General features: G+C 66.1%; 21 protein-coding genes. 8 read left to right on the top strand and 13 right to left on the bottom strand.

The features are described 5' to 3' along the window. Positions 1-93: 93 nt before the first annotated feature. The 3 genes from AU072_RS04330 to AU072_RS04320 are packed head-to-tail and all read right to left on the bottom strand — an operon-like array spanning position 94 to position 3,421. The gene (locus AU072_RS04330) at positions 94-1,380 is read right to left on the bottom strand and encodes a cytochrome P450 (RefSeq protein WP_064412627.1); all 1,287 of its coding nucleotides are present in this window, start codon (positions 1,378-1,380) and stop codon (positions 94-96) included. Between the two features lie 47 nt (positions 1,381-1,427). Further along, positions 1,428-2,228 carry an enoyl-CoA hydratase/isomerase family protein gene (locus AU072_RS04325; protein WP_064412626.1) on the bottom strand — a complete coding sequence of 267 codons (801 nt, stop codon included), beginning with the start codon at positions 2,226-2,228 and terminating at the stop codon, positions 1,428-1,430. After that, positions 2,225-3,421 (bottom strand): cytochrome P450, encoded by a 1,197-nt coding sequence (locus tag AU072_RS04320; RefSeq protein ID WP_064412625.1) that lies wholly within the window; start codon positions 3,419-3,421, stop codon positions 2,225-2,227. The genes AU072_RS04325 and AU072_RS04320 overlap by 4 nt, the downstream gene beginning before the upstream one ends. A gap of 91 nt (positions 3,422-3,512) precedes the next feature. On the opposite strand from AU072_RS04320, the gene AU072_RS04315 reads away from it, so the two are divergent. Next, complete coding sequence (locus AU072_RS04315; protein ID WP_064412624.1) at positions 3,513-4,325, top strand: enoyl-CoA hydratase/isomerase family protein; 813 nt, start codon at positions 3,513-3,515, stop codon at positions 4,323-4,325. A 2-nt stretch (positions 4,326-4,327) separates the two neighbouring features. After that, positions 4,328-5,530 (top strand): acyl-CoA dehydrogenase family protein, encoded by a 1,203-nt coding sequence (locus tag AU072_RS04310; protein ID WP_064412623.1) that lies wholly within the window; start codon positions 4,328-4,330, stop codon positions 5,528-5,530. On the opposite strand, the gene AU072_RS04305 is transcribed toward AU072_RS04310, so the two are convergent. Genes AU072_RS04305 through AU072_RS04260 form a run of 10 tightly spaced genes read right to left on the bottom strand, consistent with a single transcriptional unit; the run spans position 5,502 to position 14,746 of the window. Continuing rightward, positions 5,502-6,263, bottom strand: a complete 762-nt coding sequence (locus AU072_RS04305) for an enoyl-CoA hydratase/isomerase family protein (RefSeq protein WP_064412676.1) — start codon at positions 6,261-6,263, stop codon at positions 5,502-5,504. The two genes, AU072_RS04310 and AU072_RS04305, sit on opposite strands and share 29 nt — an antisense overlap. A 4-nt stretch (positions 6,264-6,267) precedes the next feature. Further along, entirely contained in the window at positions 6,268-7,065 is a 798-nt protein-coding gene (locus AU072_RS04300; RefSeq protein ID WP_064348864.1) for an enoyl-CoA hydratase/isomerase family protein, read from the bottom strand. A gap of 15 nt (positions 7,066-7,080) precedes the next feature. Beyond that, positions 7,081-7,926: an enoyl-CoA hydratase/isomerase family protein gene (locus AU072_RS04295; protein WP_064412622.1), complete on the bottom strand. Its 846-nt coding sequence runs from the start codon at positions 7,924-7,926 to the stop codon at positions 7,081-7,083. After that, positions 7,923-8,150, bottom strand: coding sequence for a biotin/lipoyl-containing protein (locus AU072_RS04290; RefSeq protein ID WP_064412621.1), 228 nt, complete (start codon positions 8,148-8,150; stop codon positions 7,923-7,925). Before AU072_RS04290 ends, AU072_RS04295 begins: the two co-directional genes overlap by 4 nt. Then, on the bottom strand, positions 8,147-10,168 hold the full coding sequence (locus AU072_RS04285; protein WP_064412620.1) for an alpha-ketoacid dehydrogenase subunit alpha/beta: 2,022 nt from the start codon (positions 10,166-10,168) through the stop codon (positions 8,147-8,149). The genes AU072_RS04290 and AU072_RS04285 overlap by 4 nt, the downstream gene beginning before the upstream one ends. Before the next feature lie 58 nt (positions 10,169-10,226). Further along, on the bottom strand, positions 10,227-10,628 hold the full coding sequence (locus AU072_RS04280) for a nuclear transport factor 2-like protein (RefSeq protein ID WP_064412619.1): 402 nt from the start codon (positions 10,626-10,628) through the stop codon (positions 10,227-10,229). Beyond that, a complete protein-coding gene (locus AU072_RS04275) occupies positions 10,625-11,020 on the bottom strand; it encodes a Zn-ribbon domain-containing OB-fold protein (RefSeq protein ID WP_064412618.1) in 396 nt (131 codons plus the stop codon). Before AU072_RS04275 ends, AU072_RS04280 begins: the two co-directional genes overlap by 4 nt. Then, positions 11,017-12,186 (bottom strand): acetyl-CoA acetyltransferase, encoded by a 1,170-nt coding sequence (locus AU072_RS04270; protein WP_064412617.1) that lies wholly within the window; start codon positions 12,184-12,186, stop codon positions 11,017-11,019. The genes AU072_RS04275 and AU072_RS04270 overlap by 4 nt, the downstream gene beginning before the upstream one ends. Beyond that, complete coding sequence (locus AU072_RS04265; protein ID WP_235629973.1) at positions 12,183-13,676, bottom strand: class I adenylate-forming enzyme family protein; 1,494 nt, start codon at positions 13,674-13,676, stop codon at positions 12,183-12,185. Before AU072_RS04265 ends, AU072_RS04270 begins: the two co-directional genes overlap by 4 nt. After that, positions 13,673-14,746, bottom strand: coding sequence for an LLM class flavin-dependent oxidoreductase (locus AU072_RS04260; RefSeq protein ID WP_064412615.1), 1,074 nt, complete (start codon positions 14,744-14,746; stop codon positions 13,673-13,675). Before AU072_RS04260 ends, AU072_RS04265 begins: the two co-directional genes overlap by 4 nt. A 94-nt stretch (positions 14,747-14,840) precedes the next feature. Between AU072_RS04260 and AU072_RS04255 the strand changes: the two genes are divergently transcribed. The 6 genes from AU072_RS04255 (at position 14,841) to AU072_RS04230 (ending at position 20,182) form a co-directional block, all read left to right on the top strand. Next, complete coding sequence (locus AU072_RS04255; protein WP_064412614.1) at positions 14,841-15,683, top strand: MaoC/PaaZ C-terminal domain-containing protein; 843 nt, start codon at positions 14,841-14,843, stop codon at positions 15,681-15,683. Beyond that, positions 15,677-16,309 carry a TetR/AcrR family transcriptional regulator gene (locus AU072_RS04250; protein ID WP_228768961.1) on the top strand — a complete coding sequence of 211 codons (633 nt, stop codon included), beginning with the start codon at positions 15,677-15,679 and terminating at the stop codon, positions 16,307-16,309. Before AU072_RS04255 ends, AU072_RS04250 begins: the two co-directional genes overlap by 7 nt. Then, the gene (locus AU072_RS04245) at positions 16,299-17,048 is read left to right on the top strand and encodes an SDR family NAD(P)-dependent oxidoreductase (RefSeq protein ID WP_064412613.1); all 750 of its coding nucleotides are present in this window, start codon (positions 16,299-16,301) and stop codon (positions 17,046-17,048) included. The genes AU072_RS04250 and AU072_RS04245 overlap by 11 nt, the downstream gene beginning before the upstream one ends. A gap of 73 nt (positions 17,049-17,121) precedes the next feature. Then, positions 17,122-17,889, top strand: coding sequence for an enoyl-CoA hydratase-related protein (locus AU072_RS04240; RefSeq protein WP_064348876.1), 768 nt, complete (start codon positions 17,122-17,124; stop codon positions 17,887-17,889). Next, complete coding sequence (locus tag AU072_RS04235) at positions 17,886-19,535, top strand: class I adenylate-forming enzyme family protein (protein WP_064412612.1); 1,650 nt, start codon at positions 17,886-17,888, stop codon at positions 19,533-19,535. Before AU072_RS04240 ends, AU072_RS04235 begins: the two co-directional genes overlap by 4 nt. Continuing rightward, on the top strand, positions 19,535-20,182 hold the full coding sequence (locus tag AU072_RS04230) for a nuclear transport factor 2 family protein (RefSeq protein WP_064412611.1): 648 nt from the start codon (positions 19,535-19,537) through the stop codon (positions 20,180-20,182). The genes AU072_RS04235 and AU072_RS04230 overlap by 1 nt, the downstream gene beginning before the upstream one ends. The last annotated feature ends 1 nt before the right edge of the window (position 20,183 follow it).

The following is a 20,183-nucleotide window of genomic DNA, read 5'->3' as shown; positions in this document are numbered from 1 at the left end:
CATGACCAGAACCCGCACGGCGAATGTCGCATTGCCAATCGCATACCCGATCTATCTGACGTTCAACGCATTACGTGCCAGGCTGCGCTGAGCTCACCGCACCGGGGTGAGCCGGACCGCAAGCCGCGTGGGCCCACGCAACGAGCTGTGCCGCGACCACGTCGTGTCGCCAACCGCGTCGATCCGCGACACCCGGGAAACGAGTTCACGTAGAACCGCTTGAGCCTCCATCCTCGCGAGCGGAGCACCCACGCACATGTGCGCACCGTAGCCGAAGGCGATGTGCGCCCGGGGATTTCGGTCCGCACGGTACTGATCGGGGTCCTCAAACGCGATGGGGTCGCGGTTGGCCGCGCCGAACAACAGAAGGATTCGAGATCCGCGGGGTATCGTGACGCCGGCGATCTCGTAGTCGGCACGGGTGTACCGGTAGAGGTTCTGGATCGGTGTCGTCACGCGCAACTGCTCCTCGACCGCCATGGGGATGAGGTCGGGGTCGGCTCGGATCATGTCGTACTGGTCGGGGTTGTGCGCCAAGGTGTCGAACATGCCGCCCAGCAGGTTTGTTGTTGTTTCGTTGCCCGCGATCAGCAGGTGGATCGCGATGAGGAACAGCTGCTCATCAGTGAGGCTGCCGTCGCTGTTGTGTTCGAGCAGGCGGCCCAGCACGGTGCCGGAGCCTTTCAAACCACCGTGGGCGAACTGGTTCAGGAAGTAGCGACGCAAGGTGGCCATCGCCGCCATCGACTTCACCGCGCCGACGACACCGCGCGGCGTGGGCGAGAAGTCCATGATGCCGACACCGGCTTCCGACCAGTGCCGAAAGTCGTCGGCGTCGCACTCCGGTATGCCGAGGATCTGCGCGATCATCCGGATGGGCATCGGAATTGCCAGTCGCCGCACCACATCACAGCCGGGGTCGTCGATGACCTCGGTGACGAGTTCGGTCGCCAGCTTCTCCGTCATCCCCTTCCAGCTATCCATCGCGCCCTTACTGAAGCCGGGCTGGACCTGCTTGCGCAGCCGGGCATGCTCGTCTCCATCGGTCAGTACAGCGAGCGGCGCCGAGAATTTGAGCCGGGTGACGCCTTCGGCGCTCGTCACGTGTTCGGTATCGCGCAGAGCGGTCCTGACATCGGAGAGTCGGCTCAAAATGAAATTGGACCGCCGGGGGTTGTAGTGCACCCGACCGCTGCGATGGAGTTTCCGGTAGGCCTCAAACGGCGCAGACGCCGTCGCAGGATCCATCGGATCGAAGTCGGTGTTGACCGCGCCCGTCCACCCCCGATAACCACGCGCGCGGTTCTGCACGGCGGCAACGACATTCATCCGGACTGCGTTGGCGAAGGGCCCGATCACCCCGGGAGTGCTGCGCGCCATCTTCGCCTCCTTGGTCGTCGCTACATCGGCCGGCGGCGTGGGCGCCGCTACCGTCCGCGGAACGTCGGGTCGCGTTTCTCCATGAAGGCCGCCATCCCCTCGGCGACGTCATCGGTGGCTGCCACCTGCTCGACGAGAAGTGCCTCGGTATCGAATGCCGCGGCGCGGTCCACGTCGAGGGCTTGGTTGAGCATCGCCTTGGCGGCGGCGATCCCGCGTGTCGCGCCGCGCGCGAGGCGCTGGGCCCACGCCGTCGCTTCCGCGGTGAGCTGATCGTCGGCGACGACCTTGTTCACCAACCCGATGCGATGCGCCTCCTGGGCGGTGATCTCCTCGCCGAACATCAGCAGTTCCTTGGCGATGTTGAACGGCACCTTCCGCGCGAGCAGGTAGGCGGCACCGCCGTCGGGCGCCAGGCCGCGTCGCACGAACAGCTCGATCAGCCGCGCGCTTTCGGCGGCGACGATCAGGTCGCACGCCAGGACCATGCTCGCGCCGACACCGGCCGCGACGCCGTTCAGTGCGCAGACGACCGGCTTTTCACAGTCCAATATCGCCGACACCACGGCCTGTGATCCGGTGCGAAGCCTGCGCGCGGCGTCACCGGCGACCCGGTCCTGGCTCGGCCGCATCTCGGGGTCGCGCAGGTTGGGGCCGGTGCAGAAGTGCCTGGTGCCCGCGCCGGTCAACACGAGGGCACGGATGCCGGGATCGCTCGATGCGCGCTCCAAGTTGTCGATGAGGTCCCGCTGCATCGCCCGGGTCACGGAGTTGCCGACGTCCGGGCGGTCCAGTACCAACCACCGCACCCCGTCCCCGGTGCGCGCGGTCAGTCCGGTGGCGCTCACAGCAGGATCGGCACGCTCGCCGGACCGCGCACCGAATTGGTGTGGACGTATTCGACGGCGTCCTCGTCCACCTCCCACGTCGGGAAGCGGGCCAGGGTTTCCTCGATGGCCACCCTGGCCTCCAGTCGGGCGAGCGCGGCGCCCAGGCAGAAGTGCGCGCCGTGGCCGAAACTGAGGTGCCGGATGCCGGTGCGGTTGACGTCGAAGACGTCGGGGTTCGGGTACTGGCGTTCGTCGCGCCCGGCCGAGCCCGTCAACAGCGCGACCTTGGAGTCGGCCGGTATCACGGTGTCGTGAAAGGTGGTGTCGTGCAGCGTGAAGCGGCCCTGCACGGGCGACGGTGCCTCATATCGCAGTAGTTCCTCGACCGCGCCTCCGATGAGGTCGGGGTTCTCGACGAGTTTCGCGCGTTCGCCAGGAAAGCGCGCGAGCGTCAACGCCGTCCAGCCGAGCAGTCGCGCGACGGTCTCGTTGCCCGCCACGTTGATGAGCGCGATGAAGAACAGTACTTCGCCGTCGTCGAGACGACGAGTTTCTCGGCCGGGCTGCACCAGGTCGGAGTCCATCAGGTTGCCGACGATATCGCTGGTGCTGTTCACCCGGCGCTTCTGAATTTGTTCTTTGTAATACCCGAAGAGCTTCTCGTTGGCCTGTTGGCCCAACTCGCTGAGCTCCGCAGTGCCCTCCTCTCGGTGAAGCTGCAGATCCGTCCACTCACGCAGATTGTCATGGTCTTCTTCCGGGAAGCCCAGCAACGAACTGATCACCATGACCGGTAGCTTCATGGAGAAGTCACGGACGTAGTCGAATCCCCCGCTGCCGACATGGGGCTCCAGATATCCGCGGCACAACGTGCGCACCCGGTCCTCGAGCTCGGCGATCTTGCTCCGAAAGAATGTGCGGTTGACCATTTTTCGCATGGCCGTGTGGTCGGGCGGATCCATCATGATCATCGCCTTCGGGGGTGGCCACGGTTCGGGCGTGATCGCATCCAACGTGATGCCGTGCTCGGAAGAGAACGTCTCGGTGTCGAGGGAGGCCGACAGCACGTCGTCGAACCGGCTCAACGCGTAAAAGTCATACTGCTCGTTGTAGTAGACAGGCGCCTCATCGCGCAGTCGTCGCCACACCTCGTAGGGATTCTTGTGCAGGGCACGGTCGAACGGATCCCAGCGCAACTCCGCTGTCACCATCGGCTGGTCCTTTCCTGGGTGGTCAGGCGTTAAACAATGGTACACTCCGCGTAATTCTGTACAACACTGAAGTCGAGGAGGGACGGGCAGGTTGGAAACGCGGACCCTGGACCATGTCATCTATGAGAAGGACGGTCCGATCGCCCGGATCATTCTCAACAATCCCGAACGTGCCAACGCCCAGACCTCCCAGATGGTGCACAGCGTCAACGAGGCGCTCGACGACGCGCAGTACGACTATGACATCAAGGTCGTCATCATCAAGGCCAACGGAAAGGGTTTCTGCTCGGGTCACGTACCCGACGGCAGTTACCCGGAGTTCAAGGCGGAATTGGACGCCTCGGGCAAGGTGTGGCGTTCGGCTGCACAACTGTTCCTGTGGCCGGTGTTGAAGCTGTGGGAGTTTCCGAAACCGGTCATCTCTCAGGTGCACGGATACGCGATCGGCGGCGGCACCACCTGGGCGTTGCTGCCCGAGATCACGGTCTGTTCCGACGACGCCTGGTTCCAGATGCCGCTTGTGCCCGGGTTCGGGCTGCCGGGGGCCGAGACGATGTTCGAGCCCTGGGTGTTCATGAACTACAAGCGTGCCGCGGAGTACCTCTATACCGCGCAGAAGATCTCGGCCGAGCAGGCCCTGGAGTTCGGGTTGGTCAACCGCGTCGTACCGGCCGATGAATTGGAGAGCACGGTAGAGGAGCTGGCCACCAGGATCGCCAAGGCGCCGTTGATCACGCTGCAGGCCACGAAGGCGGGCATCATGCGGGCCTGGGAGACCATGGGCTTTCGCACCCACCAGCAGGCCACCAACGACCTGCAGGCGGTCGTCACCGGGTCGAAGGAGTTCCAGGATTACATGAGGGAGCTGATGAAGAGGGCAGCCAAACCCGCTGACCGGGTCTGAGCATGCCGCTGAGGCCGATCGTCCGGTTCGGCGGCGGGGAACGCGTCGAGCGGTTGCGCGAGTCGGTCCGCAGCTGGCTGGCCGACAACTTGCCCGACGAGTTCCGCCGCACCGCCGCCAACCCCGACTACCTGCCCCGCGAAGGCCACGAACGGGCGGTGGCGTTCTGTCGCACGCTGCACGCCCAGGGCTGGTTCGTTCCGCATTGGCCCGCGGAGTACGAAGGCGGCGGCCTCGGCGTCGTCGAACAGGTGGTCATCAGGGAGGAACTCGCCTACGCGGGGGCGCCGCTGGTCAACACGAACGGGGTGAACATGCTGGCGCCGGTGCTTTTTCGCTTCGGCACCCCCGAACAACAGCGCGAGCACTTGCCGCTGATCGCGCGCTCGGAGCGGATGTGGGCGCAGGGGTACTCCGAACCCGAGGCCGGATCCGATTTGGCAGCGTTGCGGATGACCGCGCGTCGCAACGGCGATCACTACGTGCTCAACGGGCAGAAGACGTGGACGAGCAACGGCGTGCTGGCCGACTGGATCTTCGTGCTCGCCAGGACCTCGCCCGTGGGCGAGAAACGGCAGGCGGGGATCTCGTTCTTCCTCGTCGACCTCTCCAGCCCGGGCATCACCCGCCGGCCCATCAGATCGATGACGGGTTACCCGACATTCGCCGAAGAGTTCTTCGACGATGTGCGGGTGCCCGCGGCGAACCTGGTCGGCGCGGAGGGTGACGGCTGGAAGGTCGCCAAGGCTCTGCTGAACGCCGAACGATCGAACGTGACCCGTGCCGCACAGGCTCAGCGCTATCTCGACGAGCTCGTCGACTGGTGCCATGCGCAGCGCGGGAAACACCATGACCCGCTGGCGGATCCGACCAACCGGCTGGCGCTGGCACGGGCGGTCGAGCGGGTGGAGGTGGGACGGATCCTGTCCTACCGGATCGCACACCTACAGGCGGCGGGATCGTTGGATCCGGCGCTGCCGTCGCTGTCCAAGCTGTACCACTCGGAACTGACTGCCGAGCTTCGCGCACTGGGCGCCCGGATCCTGGGCCCCGCGGGCGCGCTGATGCCCGACGACCCCGAGGCCGTGCTGGACGGTCACTTCTCGGAAGGCCTGCTGCTCTCGCTGCTGCACACCATCGGCGGCGGCACCAGCGAGATTCAGCGGGACCTGATCTCTACCACCGGTCTCGGCTTGCCGCGCTAGCCGAGCGCTGCTGGGCGACGGTCGCCATCGCCAGCTCCAGCGGGTGAAAGGCCGCCAGCTGGGCGGTCTCCACCGAGTTGATCAGACGCTTGGTCATCTCCACCGCCGCGGAATCAGCCTGTGCCAGTTCGTCGAGAACGGCGAGCGCACGGTCGACCGCGGCGCCGGGCTCGGCGAGGTCGGTGACCAGGCCGACGTCTGCAGCGTCGGACGCCGCAAGTCGTTTGCCGCGCAGCAGCAGTGCGGCGGCGCGCTGCCTGCCCAGCTGCTGGGTCAGCCGCCAGGCCAAGCCGCCGTCCGGGACGACCGCGCGAGCGACGAACGGAGCACTGAAAAAGGCGTCGGTTGCGGCAACGACGAGATCACACGACAGCGCGAGGCTCCACCCCAGGCCCACCGCGGCGCCCTCGACCGCGGCGACGGTCGGTACCGGGAGCGCTTTGAGCTGCTCCATGACTCGCTGTGCATGCTCGACCCGGCCCGCCGGTGCGAGCGGGCCCGCACCGTGCGCCGGACCGGCTTTCAAATCCCCGCCCGCACAGAAGAATCCGGCTGCACCGGCCAGCACAACGCCACGCACATCGGGGTCGGCAGCCACCGAAGTCAACTGCTCAGACAACTCGGTCCACGACTCATAACGCAACGCATTGCGCTGCGCCGGGCGGTTCAGCAACAGCAGCGCGACTGCGCCCCTGTCCTCGCGTAGCACCAGCGGTGTCGTGCCATCGGACATCACGTCACCGATTGAGAAACTTGTCGATCGCCGCCCGGTGCTCTTCAGTGGTGAAACACTCTGTCTCCGCGGATATCCCGTAATCCAGGATGGCCGTCACCGCGCGTTCGGCATGCAGGTTCAACGTCCGCTTGGTGTCTTGGACGGCACGCGGGGGAAGGGCCGCGAGCCGGTGCGCCAGCGCGAGTCCTTCCTGTTTGATCGCGTCGTGCGGTACCACCCGATTGGCCAGCCCGAGTTCGACGGCCTTGGCCGCCGGAATGCGTTCACCCAGCAAGAGGTATTCTTTCGCCTTCATCAGGCTCATCATCAGTGGCCAGAGCACCGAGCCACCGTCACCGGCGACCAGCCCGCTGGCGACGTGGGTGTCGGCCAGGAATGCGCGGTCCGACATCAGCGTGATGTCACACAAAACGGCGATGCTGCAACCGAATCCGACAGCTGGACCATTCACGGCGGCGACGATCGGCAGCGGGAAGTCGATCATGTCGCGCACGATGCGCCGGGCGTCGCGCATCCCCTCGCGCCGCGTGACCGGGTTGTTGACATGCGTCTCCAGCCACTCCACCAGGTTGCCACCCGCCGAGAAGTAGTCACCCGTGCCGGTGATGAGCACGGCGCGGGCCTCGGAGTCCTCGCCCAGCGTGGTCCACAGCCGGGCGAACGCGCCATGCATCGCATTGTTGACCGCATTGGCATCACCGGGGTTGTTGAGGGTCACGATCCGGACGGGACCGTCACTGGCCACGAGGATCTCGTCGCATCCGGTGAGCTCTGAGGAGCCGGTCGGCAGTTCGGTCAACGGCAGCTAATCCTTTCAAGAGTCAGACGGCATCCACGCCGACCGACGGGTCTGCACGAACGCATCACGATCAGAGTTCACCGACCAACGCGGCGAACGCTTTTCGAGGAAGGCGGAGAACGCCTCGATCTGTTCGGAGGTTCCGATCGACGACCAGTAACCACTGACGTCGACGGCGGGCAGAGCACGTGCCATTTCGCGCTTCATCGCCGCACGTGCCGCGGGGCCGGTGTTGCGGACCCGGTCCAGTAGCGCCTGTGTTTCTGCGGCGAGGCTGTCGTGGGGCACGACCTTGCCGACCAGCCCGTAACGCTCGGCGTCGGCGGCGTCGAGCCAGTCATTTCCGTAGATCATGTGGTTGGCGCGCAATGTTCCGATGCGTTGCGGGATACGGGCGGCGACGAAAGCTTCGTAGACCCCACGGGTCAGATCGGGAACCCGGAGGCGGGCCCGGTCCGACGCGATCACGAGGTCGGCGAACAGCGTCATTACCAGGCCGCCGCCCATTGCGATGCCGTTCACGGCGCACACCACGATCTTCGGGATCTTGCCGAGTACTTCGAAAGGTGTCGCGTCGTACGCCTCGGTGAACGCGTCCCACGACCGGTCCGGATTGCTCACCGAGTTCATGTCGCCACCGGCGCAGAAGACGTCGCCGGTTCCGGTGATGATCAGGAACTGGAGGTCTGGTTCGTCGGCGACGATCATCGCGGCGCGTTTGATCCCGTGGTAACCGTCGGCGGTGACCGCGTTCCGTTTCTCCGGACGGTTGATGGTGACGGTGAGCGTGTCGCCGGCGATTTCGCCGATCAGCTCGGGTGCCCCCAGGTCGACCGTCAGGGCGTCCGGTAATCCGGTCATGAGATCACGGCAACGAGTTCGCCGACGTCGTAGGTGCCCCCGACTTCCACCTTCCACGTCACCACGCCGGACGCTGGTGCCTCGACGTCCATTTCGGCCTTGTCGGTGGCGATGGCATACAGGGGATCACCTTCGACCGCGGACTCGCCGTCGGCGACGTACAACTCTGTCACCTCGGCTTCGGTGATCGCATCTCCCGGTTTGGGCATCCGAACCTCTGTCACACGACCCTCCTCACGGCGTCGACGAGCTGGGCCGAGTTCGGCCGACAGGCCGCCTCCAAGGTCGCGGCCCGTGGAACCGGGGTATAGGTGCCCGCCACGCGCTGGATCGGCGCCGCGAGCTCGCCGAACAATTCGGCGCCGACGGCGGCGGCGATTTCGCCGCCGGGCCCGCAGAAGCCGACCGATTCGTGGGCGACGACAAGGCGTTTGGTCTTTCCTACCGAATCCAGAACGGCGTGGAGGTCCAGCGGGACGAGAGTCCGCAGATCGAGGACCTCGACCGAGACGCCCTCGTCTTGGAGTGTGTTCGCCGCCTCCAGGGCCGCGTGCACCATGACGCCGTACGTGCAGATGGTGACGTCGCTACCGGCGCGCTTGACATCGGCCTGTCCGAGCGGAATGACGTAGTCGGCCACCGGAACCCGTCCCTTGCCGCCGCCGTAGTAGAGCTTCATCGATTCGATGAACAGGCACGGGTCCTCTTCCCGCAGGCACGCATTGAGCAGACCTGCGGCGTCCGCTGCGGTACTGGGCCAGACGACCTTGAGTCCCGGGGTGTGCATCGCCCAGGCCTCGACGGCTTGCGAATGCTGGGGGCCGGCACCGGTTCCCACCATTGTCCGGATCACCAACGGCGCGCCTCGACGGCCGCCGGACAAGTAGCGGACCTTCGCAGCGTGGTTGGCGATTTGGTCCATCGCCACACCGAGGAAGTCCATGAACATCAGTTCGGCGACGGGGCGCAATCCGGCCAGCGATGCACCGAGCGCCGCCCCGATGATCGACGACTCCGCGATCGGAGTGTCACGCACCCGCTGCTCGCCGTACTTGGCCGAGAGCCCGGCCGTGATCTTGAACATGCCGCCGCCGGAGCGATCGCCGATGTCCTCGCCCAGCAGGATGATCGACTCGTCAGCGGCCATCGCTCGGTCGAGGGTGCGATGGATGGCCTGCACCAGCCCGAGGTCCTCGGTCTCCCCGTCGGGCAGCGGCACACGCGTCGCCGTGGCCGCGGCCAACTCAGACCCGTTGTCCGCGAACACATCGCGCGTGAGTTCCTCGGCCTCGGGTGACTCGGCGTCGCGGGCGGCGGCGAAGGCGGATTCGACCTTTTCCGATACTTCGGCGTCGATCCGATCAAGGTCGTCTGCGGTGGCGGTCCCCTCCTCGACCAGTCGCCGCCGGTAGCGATCGAACGGCGGGTCGGCACGTTTGGCAGCCAGTTCGTCGGGATCGGCGTAGGCCATGCCGTCACCGAAGTAGTGGCCCTGCAGCCGGTAGGCGACCGCCTCGACGAACGTGGGGCCGTCGCCCGTTCGTGCGCGCCCGACCGCCTCTGACACGGCGTCGTGGACGGCCTGGGGGTCGGTGCCGTCGACCGTCACGCCGGGCATCCCGTACCCGCCCGCACGGTCGGACAAGTCAACGGTCCGGGTGTACCGCGACATCGCCGTGCACTCCGCCCACGCGTTGTTCTGGCAGAAGAACACCACCGGAAGGGACCACAGCGCTGCCATGTTCATCGCCTCGTGCATATAGCCGATGCTGGTGGCACCGTCGCCGAAGCTGACGAGTACCACCTGCCCGGTGCCGCGGATCGACGCGGCCAGTGCGATGCCGTTCGCGATCAGCGGACCCGCCCCCACGATGCCCGTCGTCCACGCGATGCCATGGTCGGGATCGGAGATTCCCATCGCGCCGGCCTTACCTCGAGACAGCCCGGTGCTGCGACCGAGGATCTCGCCGAAATAGCCGGCCAGGTCGATGCCCTTGGCGACGACGTCGCCCAGGCCCCGGTACGTGCTGACGAGTTGATCGGTGTCGGACAGCGCCAGCGCGGCACCGGCCGACATCGCCTCCTGACCGTCGACGGGCCAATAACTCATCGCGATCTCACCCGAAGACAAGCCTTTTCGGACTCGCTGATCGGCGTGCTGCACCTCGCTCATCAGGCGGTACAACTCGATCGCGCGATCGTTGGTCGATGACTGCGCCTCTGTGTCCAACTGGGTGGCCATTGAATCTCCTTGCCCGCGCACTTCGGCTGCGGCGATTCTACAACATGACGAAATATGTTCAGTCGTTCTGTCTGGTGACACCTTTCAGCTGTTCAGCGAACAGCATCCGATCGAAATAGCACCGCTCGAGAATCAATCCTTCGCCGTCGAATCCGAAAACGTTGACGCTGAGCATGTCGATGTCGGTGCCCGCGCAGGTCGTTCTGGTCTCCACCACCAGCCCGTCGGCCCCGTGATAGATCGCCTCAGCGGCGTAATGCATCCACGGCAACTCGTCCCACTGTCGCAGGATCATCGTCCTGACCGCCGCGTCACCATCGTAAACGGTTGCACTGGGCACGATTTCGTACCGGGGGTGAGCGAAGGTGGCCATGATCGCCTCGAGATCGCGAGCGTTCTCGCCTGCGACGTGGCGCAGCACAATCTCCTCGCGGACCCTGCGCAGCCGGTCCTCACTCATCGGGGTTCGAACGTCGGGAGGTTGCGCCCGTCGTCGAGCGGTAACCATGCGACGAATACTTCGTCGCCCACCGCCGGGGACGGCCCGAACACGTTCGACATGATGCGCGCCCCCTCCGCCAGGTCGACCAGGACGACCGAATAGGGCACCCGGTCGGCGAACGCCGGATGCGCGGCGCGGTGGTGCACGCTGACCGCGTGGACCACGCCCTGCCCGCTCAGTTGCTCCCACTGCAGCGCGAGGCCTCCGCAGTGCGGGCACACGTGGCGCGGGTACCACGTCAGCCGTCGGCAGGCCTCGCAACGCTGCATGACCAACCGATGCTTTTCGGTCGCCGCCCAGAACGGTGCCGACACCGCACTGGGCTGCGGCACCGGGAACCCTTCGCTCATAGCACTGCCTCTGTTCCGATGATGACGGTGGAGGTCGCCGACAGCACACCGCCGGTGCCGTGTGCCAACGCGGTTTGCGCGCCGGGAACCTGTCGCTCACCGCATTCCCCCCGCACCTGGCGGACGGCTTCGACAAGCAGGAAGGCCCCGAACGCGCCCGGATGCGTGTACGCAAGCCCTCCCCCGGTGGTTTGGCCGGGAAGGGCACCGCCGGGCGCGAGCACACCGTCGGCGACGAACGGTCCGCCCTCGCCCTTCTTGCAGAACCCGAGATCCTCCAAGGCCAGCAACACGGTGATCGTGAACGAGTCGTACAACTGCACGACGTCGATGTCGCCGGGACTCAGGCCGGCGGCGGCGAACGCCGCGGGTCCCGACACCGCACCCGGAGTCACGGTCAGGTCGGGCATCTGCGTGATCGTGGCGTGCGATGCCGCCGACGTCGCGCCGAGCACGTAGGCCGGGTCGCCGAGGTCGCGGGCCCGTGCGGCGCTGGTGAGAACGATCGCGGCGGCGCCGTCGGTGACCAGGCAACATTCCAGCTTGTGGATGGGTTCGGTGATGTAGCCGGAATTCAGGACATCGTCGACGGTGATCGGATCGCGTTGATTGGCGCGGGGATTGCGTGCCGCCCACCGGCGGGTGTCGACCGCGATCTGCGCGAGCTGTTCGGCGGTGGTGCCGTACACCGCCATGTGCCGGTTGGCGGCAAGCGCGTACGCACTGAGCGGAAGCATGACGCCAAACGGGGTCTCCCATTCCAGCCGTTCGGGGGTGGCGAACACCCCGAGGCCCTTGTCGCCGCGCTTGCGGGCCGCACGTGGGGTCGACGCGTAAACGATGACGACGGTTTCGGCGAGGCCGGCGGCGATCGCGGTGGCCGCGTGTTCGACGTACAGTCCGTAGCTCGCGCCCCCGGTCTGGGTGGCGTCGGTGAATCTCGGTGTGATGCCGAGGTATTCGGCCAGTTCGACCGAGTGCATGAGAGTGCCGCCGGTGCACGTGCACAGACCGTCGACATCGGAGAGCGACAGGCCCGCATCCGCGAGTGCCGCGGTGATGACGCGGGCCTCGAGCTCACGTAGCGGCATGTCGATGACGCCGGACGGCGACACCTCATCGGCCACGCCGACGATGGCGGCGGCGCCGCGAAGGTTGTCGTTCACGTCAGCTCCTGTTCGAAGAGTTCGCGCAGTGCGGGCTGGCTCACCTTCAGCGATGGAGTCCGGGGCAGCTCATCGACGACCAGCAGCCGCGCAGGCACCTGATATCGGGTGAGCCGCTGACGAACGAAATCCATCAGCTCCTCGGGCTCGACGTGGGCGCCGTCGGCGAGTTCCACCGCGCCAACCGGCACAGCACCCAGTCGCCTGTCGGTGATACCGGTGACTCCCGCGTCACGCACGGCGGGGTGGCTGCGCAGAGCTTCGACAACATCGGCGGGGGCAACCTTGAATCCGCCGCGGATGATCACGTCGTCGGCGCGGCCGTCCACGAACAGGAAACCGTCCTCGTCAAGGCGGCCAAGGTCCGTGGTCCGCACCCATTCACCGCCGCGAGTCCGCACCTCGATGCGCCCTTGGACTCCGGCCGGCACCTGACGACCATCGTCGGTCGAGACGATCCGGACCTCGCGACCGCCCTGCGGGCGGCCGACGCTGCCCCGCTTGGTCTTCGCCCACTCGCGGTGCAACGCCAGGTTCCAGCCGGCGACGCCGCCGGCGAACTCGGTGGCCCCGTAGGACGGCAACACCGCGACGCCGTAACGGGCCTCGAAGGCTTCCTGCACGTCGACCGGCAGCGGCGCCGTGCCGGACGTGACGACCTGCACGCTGGAGAAGACGTCCGGCGGCACGGCCGCGTCGAGCACCATCGTCAGCGCCGACGGCACCAGGCTGACCGCCTTCGGGCGGTGCCGCACGACGAGATCGACGAAATCGTCCACCCGAAATCGCTCCAGCAGCGCGATCCTGCGCCCCTCGCAGATGTTCAGCAGGGTGCGGAACAGCCCGGACATGTGGACCAGCGGTGAGCTGACGATGGCAACCCCGGACCGCAGCCGAAGGTGTCCCGGTTCGCCGCTGCCGTAGTGAGCGCCCGCGGCGTCGATAGTCTGCTCAAACGCTGTATAGGACAGAGGGATTCGCTTTGGCGGTCCGGTGGTGCCGCTGGTGAGCATCTCGACCGCCACACCATCCTGCGCCGGACGGAACGGGCCCGGGCCAAGGCGCTCGAGCCCGGCGACCGTCCGCAACGCAACCGGGTCGGTGCCGCCTTCCAGACCGAGCGCGCCCGAGGCCGCCGCCGTGATCGCCGGTCGACGCCAGTCCGCACCGAGTGCGATCACCGCGGGCAACCGCAGCTGCTCGATGTCGGCGGCGAGCCGGGCGTCCCCACTCCCGGCATTGATCGTGACGACGCAGCCATTGACGAGTAGGACCCCGAGCAGCGCCGCCACCATGGCCGGGTGGTTGCGAAGGAGCAGGCCGACCGGTGTACCGCTGCCCAGCCCCGCTGCCGTCAAACGGTTTTCCACTGCGGACGCGATATCGCCGATCGTTTTCCAGTCGGTCCAGCTGCCTTCGTACTCGATGGCCGGTGCGGTCGGATCCAGTGCCAACACGGCACGGATACGGGCTTCGATCTGCCGGCTCAAGCCGACGCTGCCGCGAGTTCGGTCGCCGCCGGAATCACCTCTTCGGCGAACAGCTTCATGGAATCGCGGACTTTTGCGCGGTCCATTGCCCCGCCCCGCGACATCCGCAATATCACGTTGCGCCATCCCATGTCGATGACGGTGCGCATCTTCTCGATGATTCGGTCCGGGTTGCCCATCAGGGTGAGATGAGAGTTGAGCACCTGCTCGTAACTCTGCTTGTCGTGCTTCTCGAACCAGTCGGCGTATGCCTTGTAATCGGCCGGGATGTCCCCGCCACGCTCGAAGGGACTCGAATACTTGCGGTGCGTCACGATGGACAGCTCGACGCTCTCGCGCGGGTATGTCCGCGCGAACCCATCGTCTTCATGGCAGAACGCGTTCAGCAGGGCCCAGACGTTGCCGGTGGCCGCGGTGAGTCCCTTCTTCTCCTGTGTCTGAAGATAGATGTCCAACGCACCCTGCAGGTCTGGGTCGACCTGGTACGGGTTGCCGATGATGGCGCCGAAGCCCTTGTCCGCCAACCATTCGAAACTCGACGGCGTCTTCATCACCGTCCCCCACACCGGAACCGGCTGTTGCACCGGGCGGGGATGGATGGTAACATCCTGCAGTTGCCAGTACTTTCCGTCGTAAGTGACGTTCTCCTCGGTGAGCAACCGGTTGACGATCTCGACGCATTCCTGGTATCGAGCGGTGGCCTCATCCATCGGGATGCCGAACCCCTTGAACTCGTGGGCCTGGTAGCCCCGCCCGAAGCCGGCATCGAATCGACCCCCGCTGAGGTTGTCCGCCATGGCGATTCGTTCCGCGAGATGGATGGGGTCATGGAAGGGCGCGACCATGCAGGCCGTGCCGATGCGGATCCGATCGGTCTGCGCGGCGATCGCCGCCGCGACCAGCGGAAGGTCCGCCAGGGCCCCATACGGCGAGAAGTGGTGTTCGGCCAGCCATACCTCGTCGTAGCCGAATTCCTCGGCCCAGCGCGCCTCCTCGAGCACGTTGGCGAATACCTCCGCATGGCTGAGGTGATTGGGTTTGTCACCGAGGATGAATACGCCGAACCGCACGCCGCTGCCTCCGCCGAGAATGTAGTTGCAGTTACTGCGACTATATTGCACGATTGAACAAATATCGTCAATCCGTTCTATCACTGGAGGCCGCGTGACCGCACGTGCGACCCTCTCCCCCGCCGCGGTCGGCACGCGGCTGCCCCCGACGACACATCGCTGGATGCCCACCGATGCCATCCTCTACGCCCTGGGTGTCGGAGCACGCCCGCCTGCAGAGCGCCATCTGCTCGACGAACACGTCGGCCCCGCCGTGTTGCCGACCTATGCGCTGGTCGCCAACTGGTGGGCGGTCAAGGATCTGCGCGCGATACTCGACCTCGGCGCGTCTCCGATCGTGCATGCGGCGCAGTCCCTGAGCCTCGAGCGTTCCGTGGCCGCCAGCGGCGAGGTTTCCGTCGATGCCGAGGTGACCGCGCTGTGGGATACCGGCAAGCACGCGGTCATCGAGGTGACATCGACGGGCACTGACGCCGACGGTCCCCTTTTTCACGCCTCCTCGCAGACGATGGTGCTCGGCGAGGGCGGCTTCGGCGGGACGCGTCCGGCCTCGACCGCCCCGGCGCCGCACCGCGCTCCCGACGGGGTCCATGCCGACGAGGTTCGACCCGAGCAGGCGGCGATCTACCGGCTGAGCGGAGACCGCAACCCGTTGCACATCGACCCCGCCGCTGCCCGCAGATTCGGCTTCGACGATGTGTTCCTGCACGGTTTGTGCACGCTGGGCTTCGCGGCCAGGGCGCTGATCAACGTTGCCGGCAATGGTGATCCGGCGTCGCTCACCTCGATCAGCTGCCGCTTCGCCAAACCGGTGAAGCTCGCGTCCGAACTGCGCACCGAGATCTGGCGCGACGGCGCCGGTCCGGTTCGGTTCCAGACCCTGCAGGGCGATGTCGTTTCCCTCAGTTCGGGCACCGCGACGTTGACAGGATGCTGACCATGGACCAACGCCGCGCCCGGGGCCGACGAAACCGCGATGCGCTCATCTCAGCCGCCATCGAACTGTTCACCACCAACGGTTATGAGCAGACCACTGTCGAACAGATCGCCGAGCTGGCAGCCGTATCGCCGAGAACGTTCTTTCACCATTTCGCCGCGAAGGAAGACATCCTCTTTCACGGGTATGCCGAGCGCCTCGCGGAAGCCACGCGTCGATTTCGCGCCGTGGACAAGGGTTCTCTGGGTGACGCACTCGCCGAGGCCTCGGAAGCGGTCGCCGCGGCCATCACCGAAAACCCGGACATCTTCGTGGCCCGGGCCAGAATGTACCGCGACCTGCCTGCCCTGCGCGCCACGATGCTGCGAATCAACGACGACTGGATCGACCAGATGACGTCAGAGGTCGCGCGGTGGCTGAAGGCCGATCCGACGGTCGATGTGCGGCCGCGTCTGGCGGCCACGGTGATCAACGGCGCAAACCGGGCCGCGATCGAGCTCTGGGTGTCTGGCGGCGGGGTGGGCGATCTGGTCGCGATGATGGCGGAGGCCGTAAGCCTGGTGCGACCGACCGTCAACCGAATCGAGCTGGACTCCAAGAACATTCGAGGCCGTCGTGTCGGATGAGACGCGACCGGTCGCGGTGGTCACCGGAGGAGCGCGCGGCATCGGGGCAGCAATCGCGCAGACGTTGCTCGACGCCGGGTACCGCACGGCCGTCGTCGACGTGAATGAAAAGGCGATCGCGCGCGCACAAGCCTCAGACGCCGCGCGGGACGGCCGACTAATCCCTCTGCTGCTGTCGATCACCGATCGGCAGGGGGTAGAGCGGGCGATGGGCGAGTTGGCCGCCGCTCACGGACCGGTCCGGGCGTTGGTCAACAACGCCGGAATGACTCTGCCCGGCAGTTTCCTGGACCAGACCGACGAGGACTGGGACCGCATCGTCGCCGTCAACCTCAAGGGCGCGTTCGTGATGGGGCAGGTGGTCGCGCGCCAGATGGTTCAGGAGAAGTCCGGGACGATCGTCAACGTCAGCTCGGTGTCGGCGCACGGCGTCCGGACCGGCCCGCCGGCCTACGCGGCCGCGAAAGCGGGTGTGGAGGGTCTCAGCCGCCTGATGGCGGTGCAGTTGGGCCCGTTCGGCGTCAGGGTGAACACGGTGGTGGTGGGAACCACGGAAACGCCGTGGCTGCTGTCGCGAAAGACCGACGACGAGCTCGATGATATGCGCGGATCGACACTGATGGGACGTCTCGGCGAACCGCAGGACGTCGCGCGCACGGTTGCGTTTCTGTGCTCACCGGCGGCCAAACACCTCACCGGCCAGCTCATCTCGGTCTCGGGTGGTCAGTGGATGCCGTAGTAACTCACAGAACGATGGAACATGCACTGATATTCTGTTCATCACCGCATGCGGTTCGAGCCCAGGGGATTCGATGGATCTGAAGAGGATTCTGTTCGACGTCAGCGACCACGTCGCGACGATCACCATCAACCGTCCCGAGCGGCTGAATGCCACCGACGATCTGGCACGCACGGAACTCGGTTGGGCTTGGGGTCGGGTACGCGATGACTCCGACATCCGGGTGGCGATCATCACCGGCGCAGGCGACCGGGCGTTCTGCGCCGGACAGGACATCCGCGCCACCGCCGAAGGCGGAATTCGCAACAAGGTCCCTGGATCCCGGCTGCACCACAACGTGTGGAAGCCCGTCATTTGCGCGCTCAACGGTATGGCGGTCGGTGGGGCGTTGCATCAGGTCGCCGATGCCGACCTCATCATCGCCGCCGAGCATGCCGAACTGATCGACACCCATCTACAGGTCGGCAACGTGTTCGCGCTCGAGCCGGCCGTGCTGCTGCGGCGCATGCCCTTGTCGATGGTGATGCAACTGGGACTGATGAGCAGAGACGGCCGCATCACCGCGCAGCGGGGGCATGAGATCGGCCTCATCAACGAGGTGGTGCCGGCGCAGCGACTCCAGGAACGTGCCCGCGAGATCGCCTTGTCGATCGCCAAGCTGTCGCCGGCGACCGTACAGGCGTCGGTCAAGGCGATGTGGGCCAGCCTGGACGTCGGCCTGCACGCCGCTAACGACGTGGCCTACCGCTACGTCCTGCAGCACCAGATGACTCACCCCGACTATCACGAGGGGATGGCCGCGTTCGCCGAGAAGCGGGAACCCCGCTGGGTGGTCGAATGACGTCGATGCCACTGACGACACCGGTGTTCCGATACGAACCGCTCCCTTACGACGCGGTCCTACCGGCCATGCTGTCCGCCGTCGTCGGTGCCTACGGCTCAAACGATCTCGTGGTGACCGCCACCGCCGACGGCGCCGTGGAACGGATCACCTACGCCGAGGCGCAGACCCGTTCGGCCGACATGGCGGCCCGACTGCTCGCCAGCGGCGTCACCAAGGGCGTCCGCGTCGGCGTACTGGCACCCAACGGCGCCGATTTCGTCACGGCTTTCCTGGCGATCACCCGCATCGGGGCCGTCGCGGTACCGATCAACACCTTCTTCCAGGCCGCCGAGTTGCACTGGGTGCTACGCGACGCCGACATCCACACCCTGCTCGCGGTGGAGACGCTGCTCGGACGAGACGTGCTCGACCGGATCGAGACCGCTACCGGCGAGTGGCAGGTGGTCAACGGACAACTGCGCACCGAGCGACTCCCCCAGTTGCGCAACGTCTTTCCCCTCGGTGAGACAACTCGCAGCTGGCCGGCCGGATGGCCCGACCCCGTCCCACCGAGCTTCCGCGAAACATGCGAGGCGATGGTGCGCGCCGCCGACGACCTGCTCGTCATCTACACGTCAGGCAGCACGTCGAATCCGAAGGGCATAATCCACACCCATGGCACGGCGATCACCCATTCCCGATTCATCGCCACCGCCCACGACTGGGACGCCAGCGACCGCATCTACGTGCCCATGGTGTTCTTCTGGGTCGCCGGACTGGTATTCGGATTTCTCGGCCCTATGCAGGTGGGCGCCACGATTCTCACGGAGCACAAGTTCGACGCGGGGATGGTACTGCGTCTTCTGGAAAGTGAAAAGGCAACCTATACAACGGGATTCCCGCATATCGGTCCGGCGCTGAGCAATCATCGCGACTTCGCGTCGACCGACCTGTCCACCCTGCGTGAGGGCTATCAACAGGTGCTGCTGGCACCCGGACGACGCACCCCGGACCCGTCGCTGCGCGTGGCACAACTCGGGATGACCGAGACCTGCAGTTCTCACACCTGGTGGCCGCCGCACGAGCAACTGCCCGAATCCAAACGGGGCTCGCTGGGCGTCGCCGCGCCGGGCTTTGAGCACAAGATCGTCGACGATGCCGGTAACGAGGTACCCAACGGCGTCACCGGCGAAATCTGTGTGCGTGGTACGGCGATGATGCGCGGAATGGTGGGCAAGCAGTGGCACGAGGTGGTCGACCGCGACGGCTGGCTGCACACCAAGGACGCCGGCTACCGTGACGACGACGGTCACTTGTATTTCGAGGGCCGCCTCGACGAGATGATCAAGACCTCGGGCACCAACGTCGCGCCCATGGAGGTCGAGGCCGCACTGGGACGAATCGACGCGGTGCGCATCGCCTACGTCATCGGAGTTCCCGACGCCGACAAAGGCGCGATCGTCGGTGCCGCGGTAGTGCTCAACGAGGGGTACACGGCGTCGGCGGCCGATCTGGCGACCGAATGCCGAAAACGGCTTGCGGCATACAAGGTGCCGAAGAACTGGGTGATCCTTGACGATCCGAGCCTCCTCCCCTACACCACCACGAACAAGATCGACAAGGCGCGGTTGACGACGTTGATGGTGACCGGAGAACTCTCGTGATGTCCCTGACCGATCTCGAGGCGCGAATCGAACGCCTCGAAGCGCTCGATGAAATCCGCCAGCTCGCAGCGAAATACGCGGTCGCCTTGGACATGCGGGACCTCGACGCGCTGGTCAATCTCTTCGTCGATGACGTGAAAGTGCCCGGAAAGCTGCACGGCCGTGCCGCATTGCGCGACTGGTATGACACCGAACTCCGCCACAACCTGCTGGGTAGTGCGCACGGGGTGCTCGGACACGTCATCGACATCCATGACACCCTCACCGCCTCCGGACTCGTCTACTCCCGCAACGACCTCGAGACGGAGTCGGTGTGGGTGATCGAGATGCTCGCTTATTTGGACAGCTACGAGCGCCGGGAAGGTCACTGGTACTTCCTCAGGCGCACACCCCTGTTCTGGTACGAGTCCGATATCACCGACCCACCGGTGGGTGCGCAGAAGATGCGGTGGCCGGGCCGGCCCCGGCACGACGGAAACCTGCACGACGCGTTCCCGTCGTGGCGGGACTTCTGGGACGCCGACCCCGGTCGCCGCGGTACGCCGGTTCGCGCGCCCGCACCTGTCGGCGCGTGGCTGCGCGCCCTTCGCCGCGACAGCCCCGATCCTCGTGTCGACCCGACCGGACGCGAAGCAGGGAGCCGTTGAA

It is taken from the genome of Mycolicibacterium novocastrense (genome assembly GCF_001499835.1).
GTDB classification, from domain to species: Bacteria; Actinomycetota; Actinomycetes; order Mycobacteriales; family Mycobacteriaceae; genus Mycobacterium; species Mycobacterium novocastrense.
This window is presented reverse-complemented; position numbering and strand designations above follow the sequence as displayed.

Coding starts and splice junctions, on each gene's coding strand:
- AU072_RS04330 (WP_064412627.1), bottom strand. CDS start 1,380: ATGGCGCGCAGCACTCCCGGGGTGATCGGGCCCTTCGCCAACGCAGTC.
- AU072_RS04320 (WP_064412625.1), bottom strand. CDS start 3,421: ATGGTGACAGCGGAGTTGCGCTGGGATCCGTTCGACCGTGCCCTGCAC.
- AU072_RS04310 (WP_064412623.1), top strand. CDS start 4,328: ATGCCGCTGAGGCCGATCGTCCGGTTCGGCGGCGGGGAACGCGTCGAG.
- AU072_RS04305 (WP_064412676.1), bottom strand. CDS start 6,263: ATGTCCGATGGCACGACACCGCTGGTGCTACGCGAGGACAGGGGCGCA.
- AU072_RS04295 (WP_064412622.1), bottom strand. CDS start 7,926: ATGACCGGATTACCGGACGCCCTGACGGTCGACCTGGGGGCACCCGAG.
- AU072_RS04285 (WP_064412620.1), bottom strand. CDS start 10,168: ATGGCCACCCAGTTGGACACAGAGGCGCAGTCATCGACCAACGATCGC.
- AU072_RS04280 (WP_064412619.1), bottom strand. CDS start 10,628: ATGAGTGAGGACCGGCTGCGCAGGGTCCGCGAGGAGATTGTGCTGCGC.
- AU072_RS04275 (WP_064412618.1), bottom strand. CDS start 11,020: ATGAGCGAAGGGTTCCCGGTGCCGCAGCCCAGTGCGGTGTCGGCACCG.
- AU072_RS04250 (WP_228768961.1), top strand. CDS start 15,677: ATGCTGACCATGGACCAACGCCGCGCCCGGGGCCGACGAAACCGCGAT.
- AU072_RS04240 (WP_064348876.1), top strand. CDS start 17,122: ATGGATCTGAAGAGGATTCTGTTCGACGTCAGCGACCACGTCGCGACG.
- AU072_RS04235 (WP_064412612.1), top strand. CDS start 17,886: ATGACGTCGATGCCACTGACGACACCGGTGTTCCGATACGAACCGCTC.
- AU072_RS04230 (WP_064412611.1), top strand. CDS start 19,535: ATGTCCCTGACCGATCTCGAGGCGCGAATCGAACGCCTCGAAGCGCTC.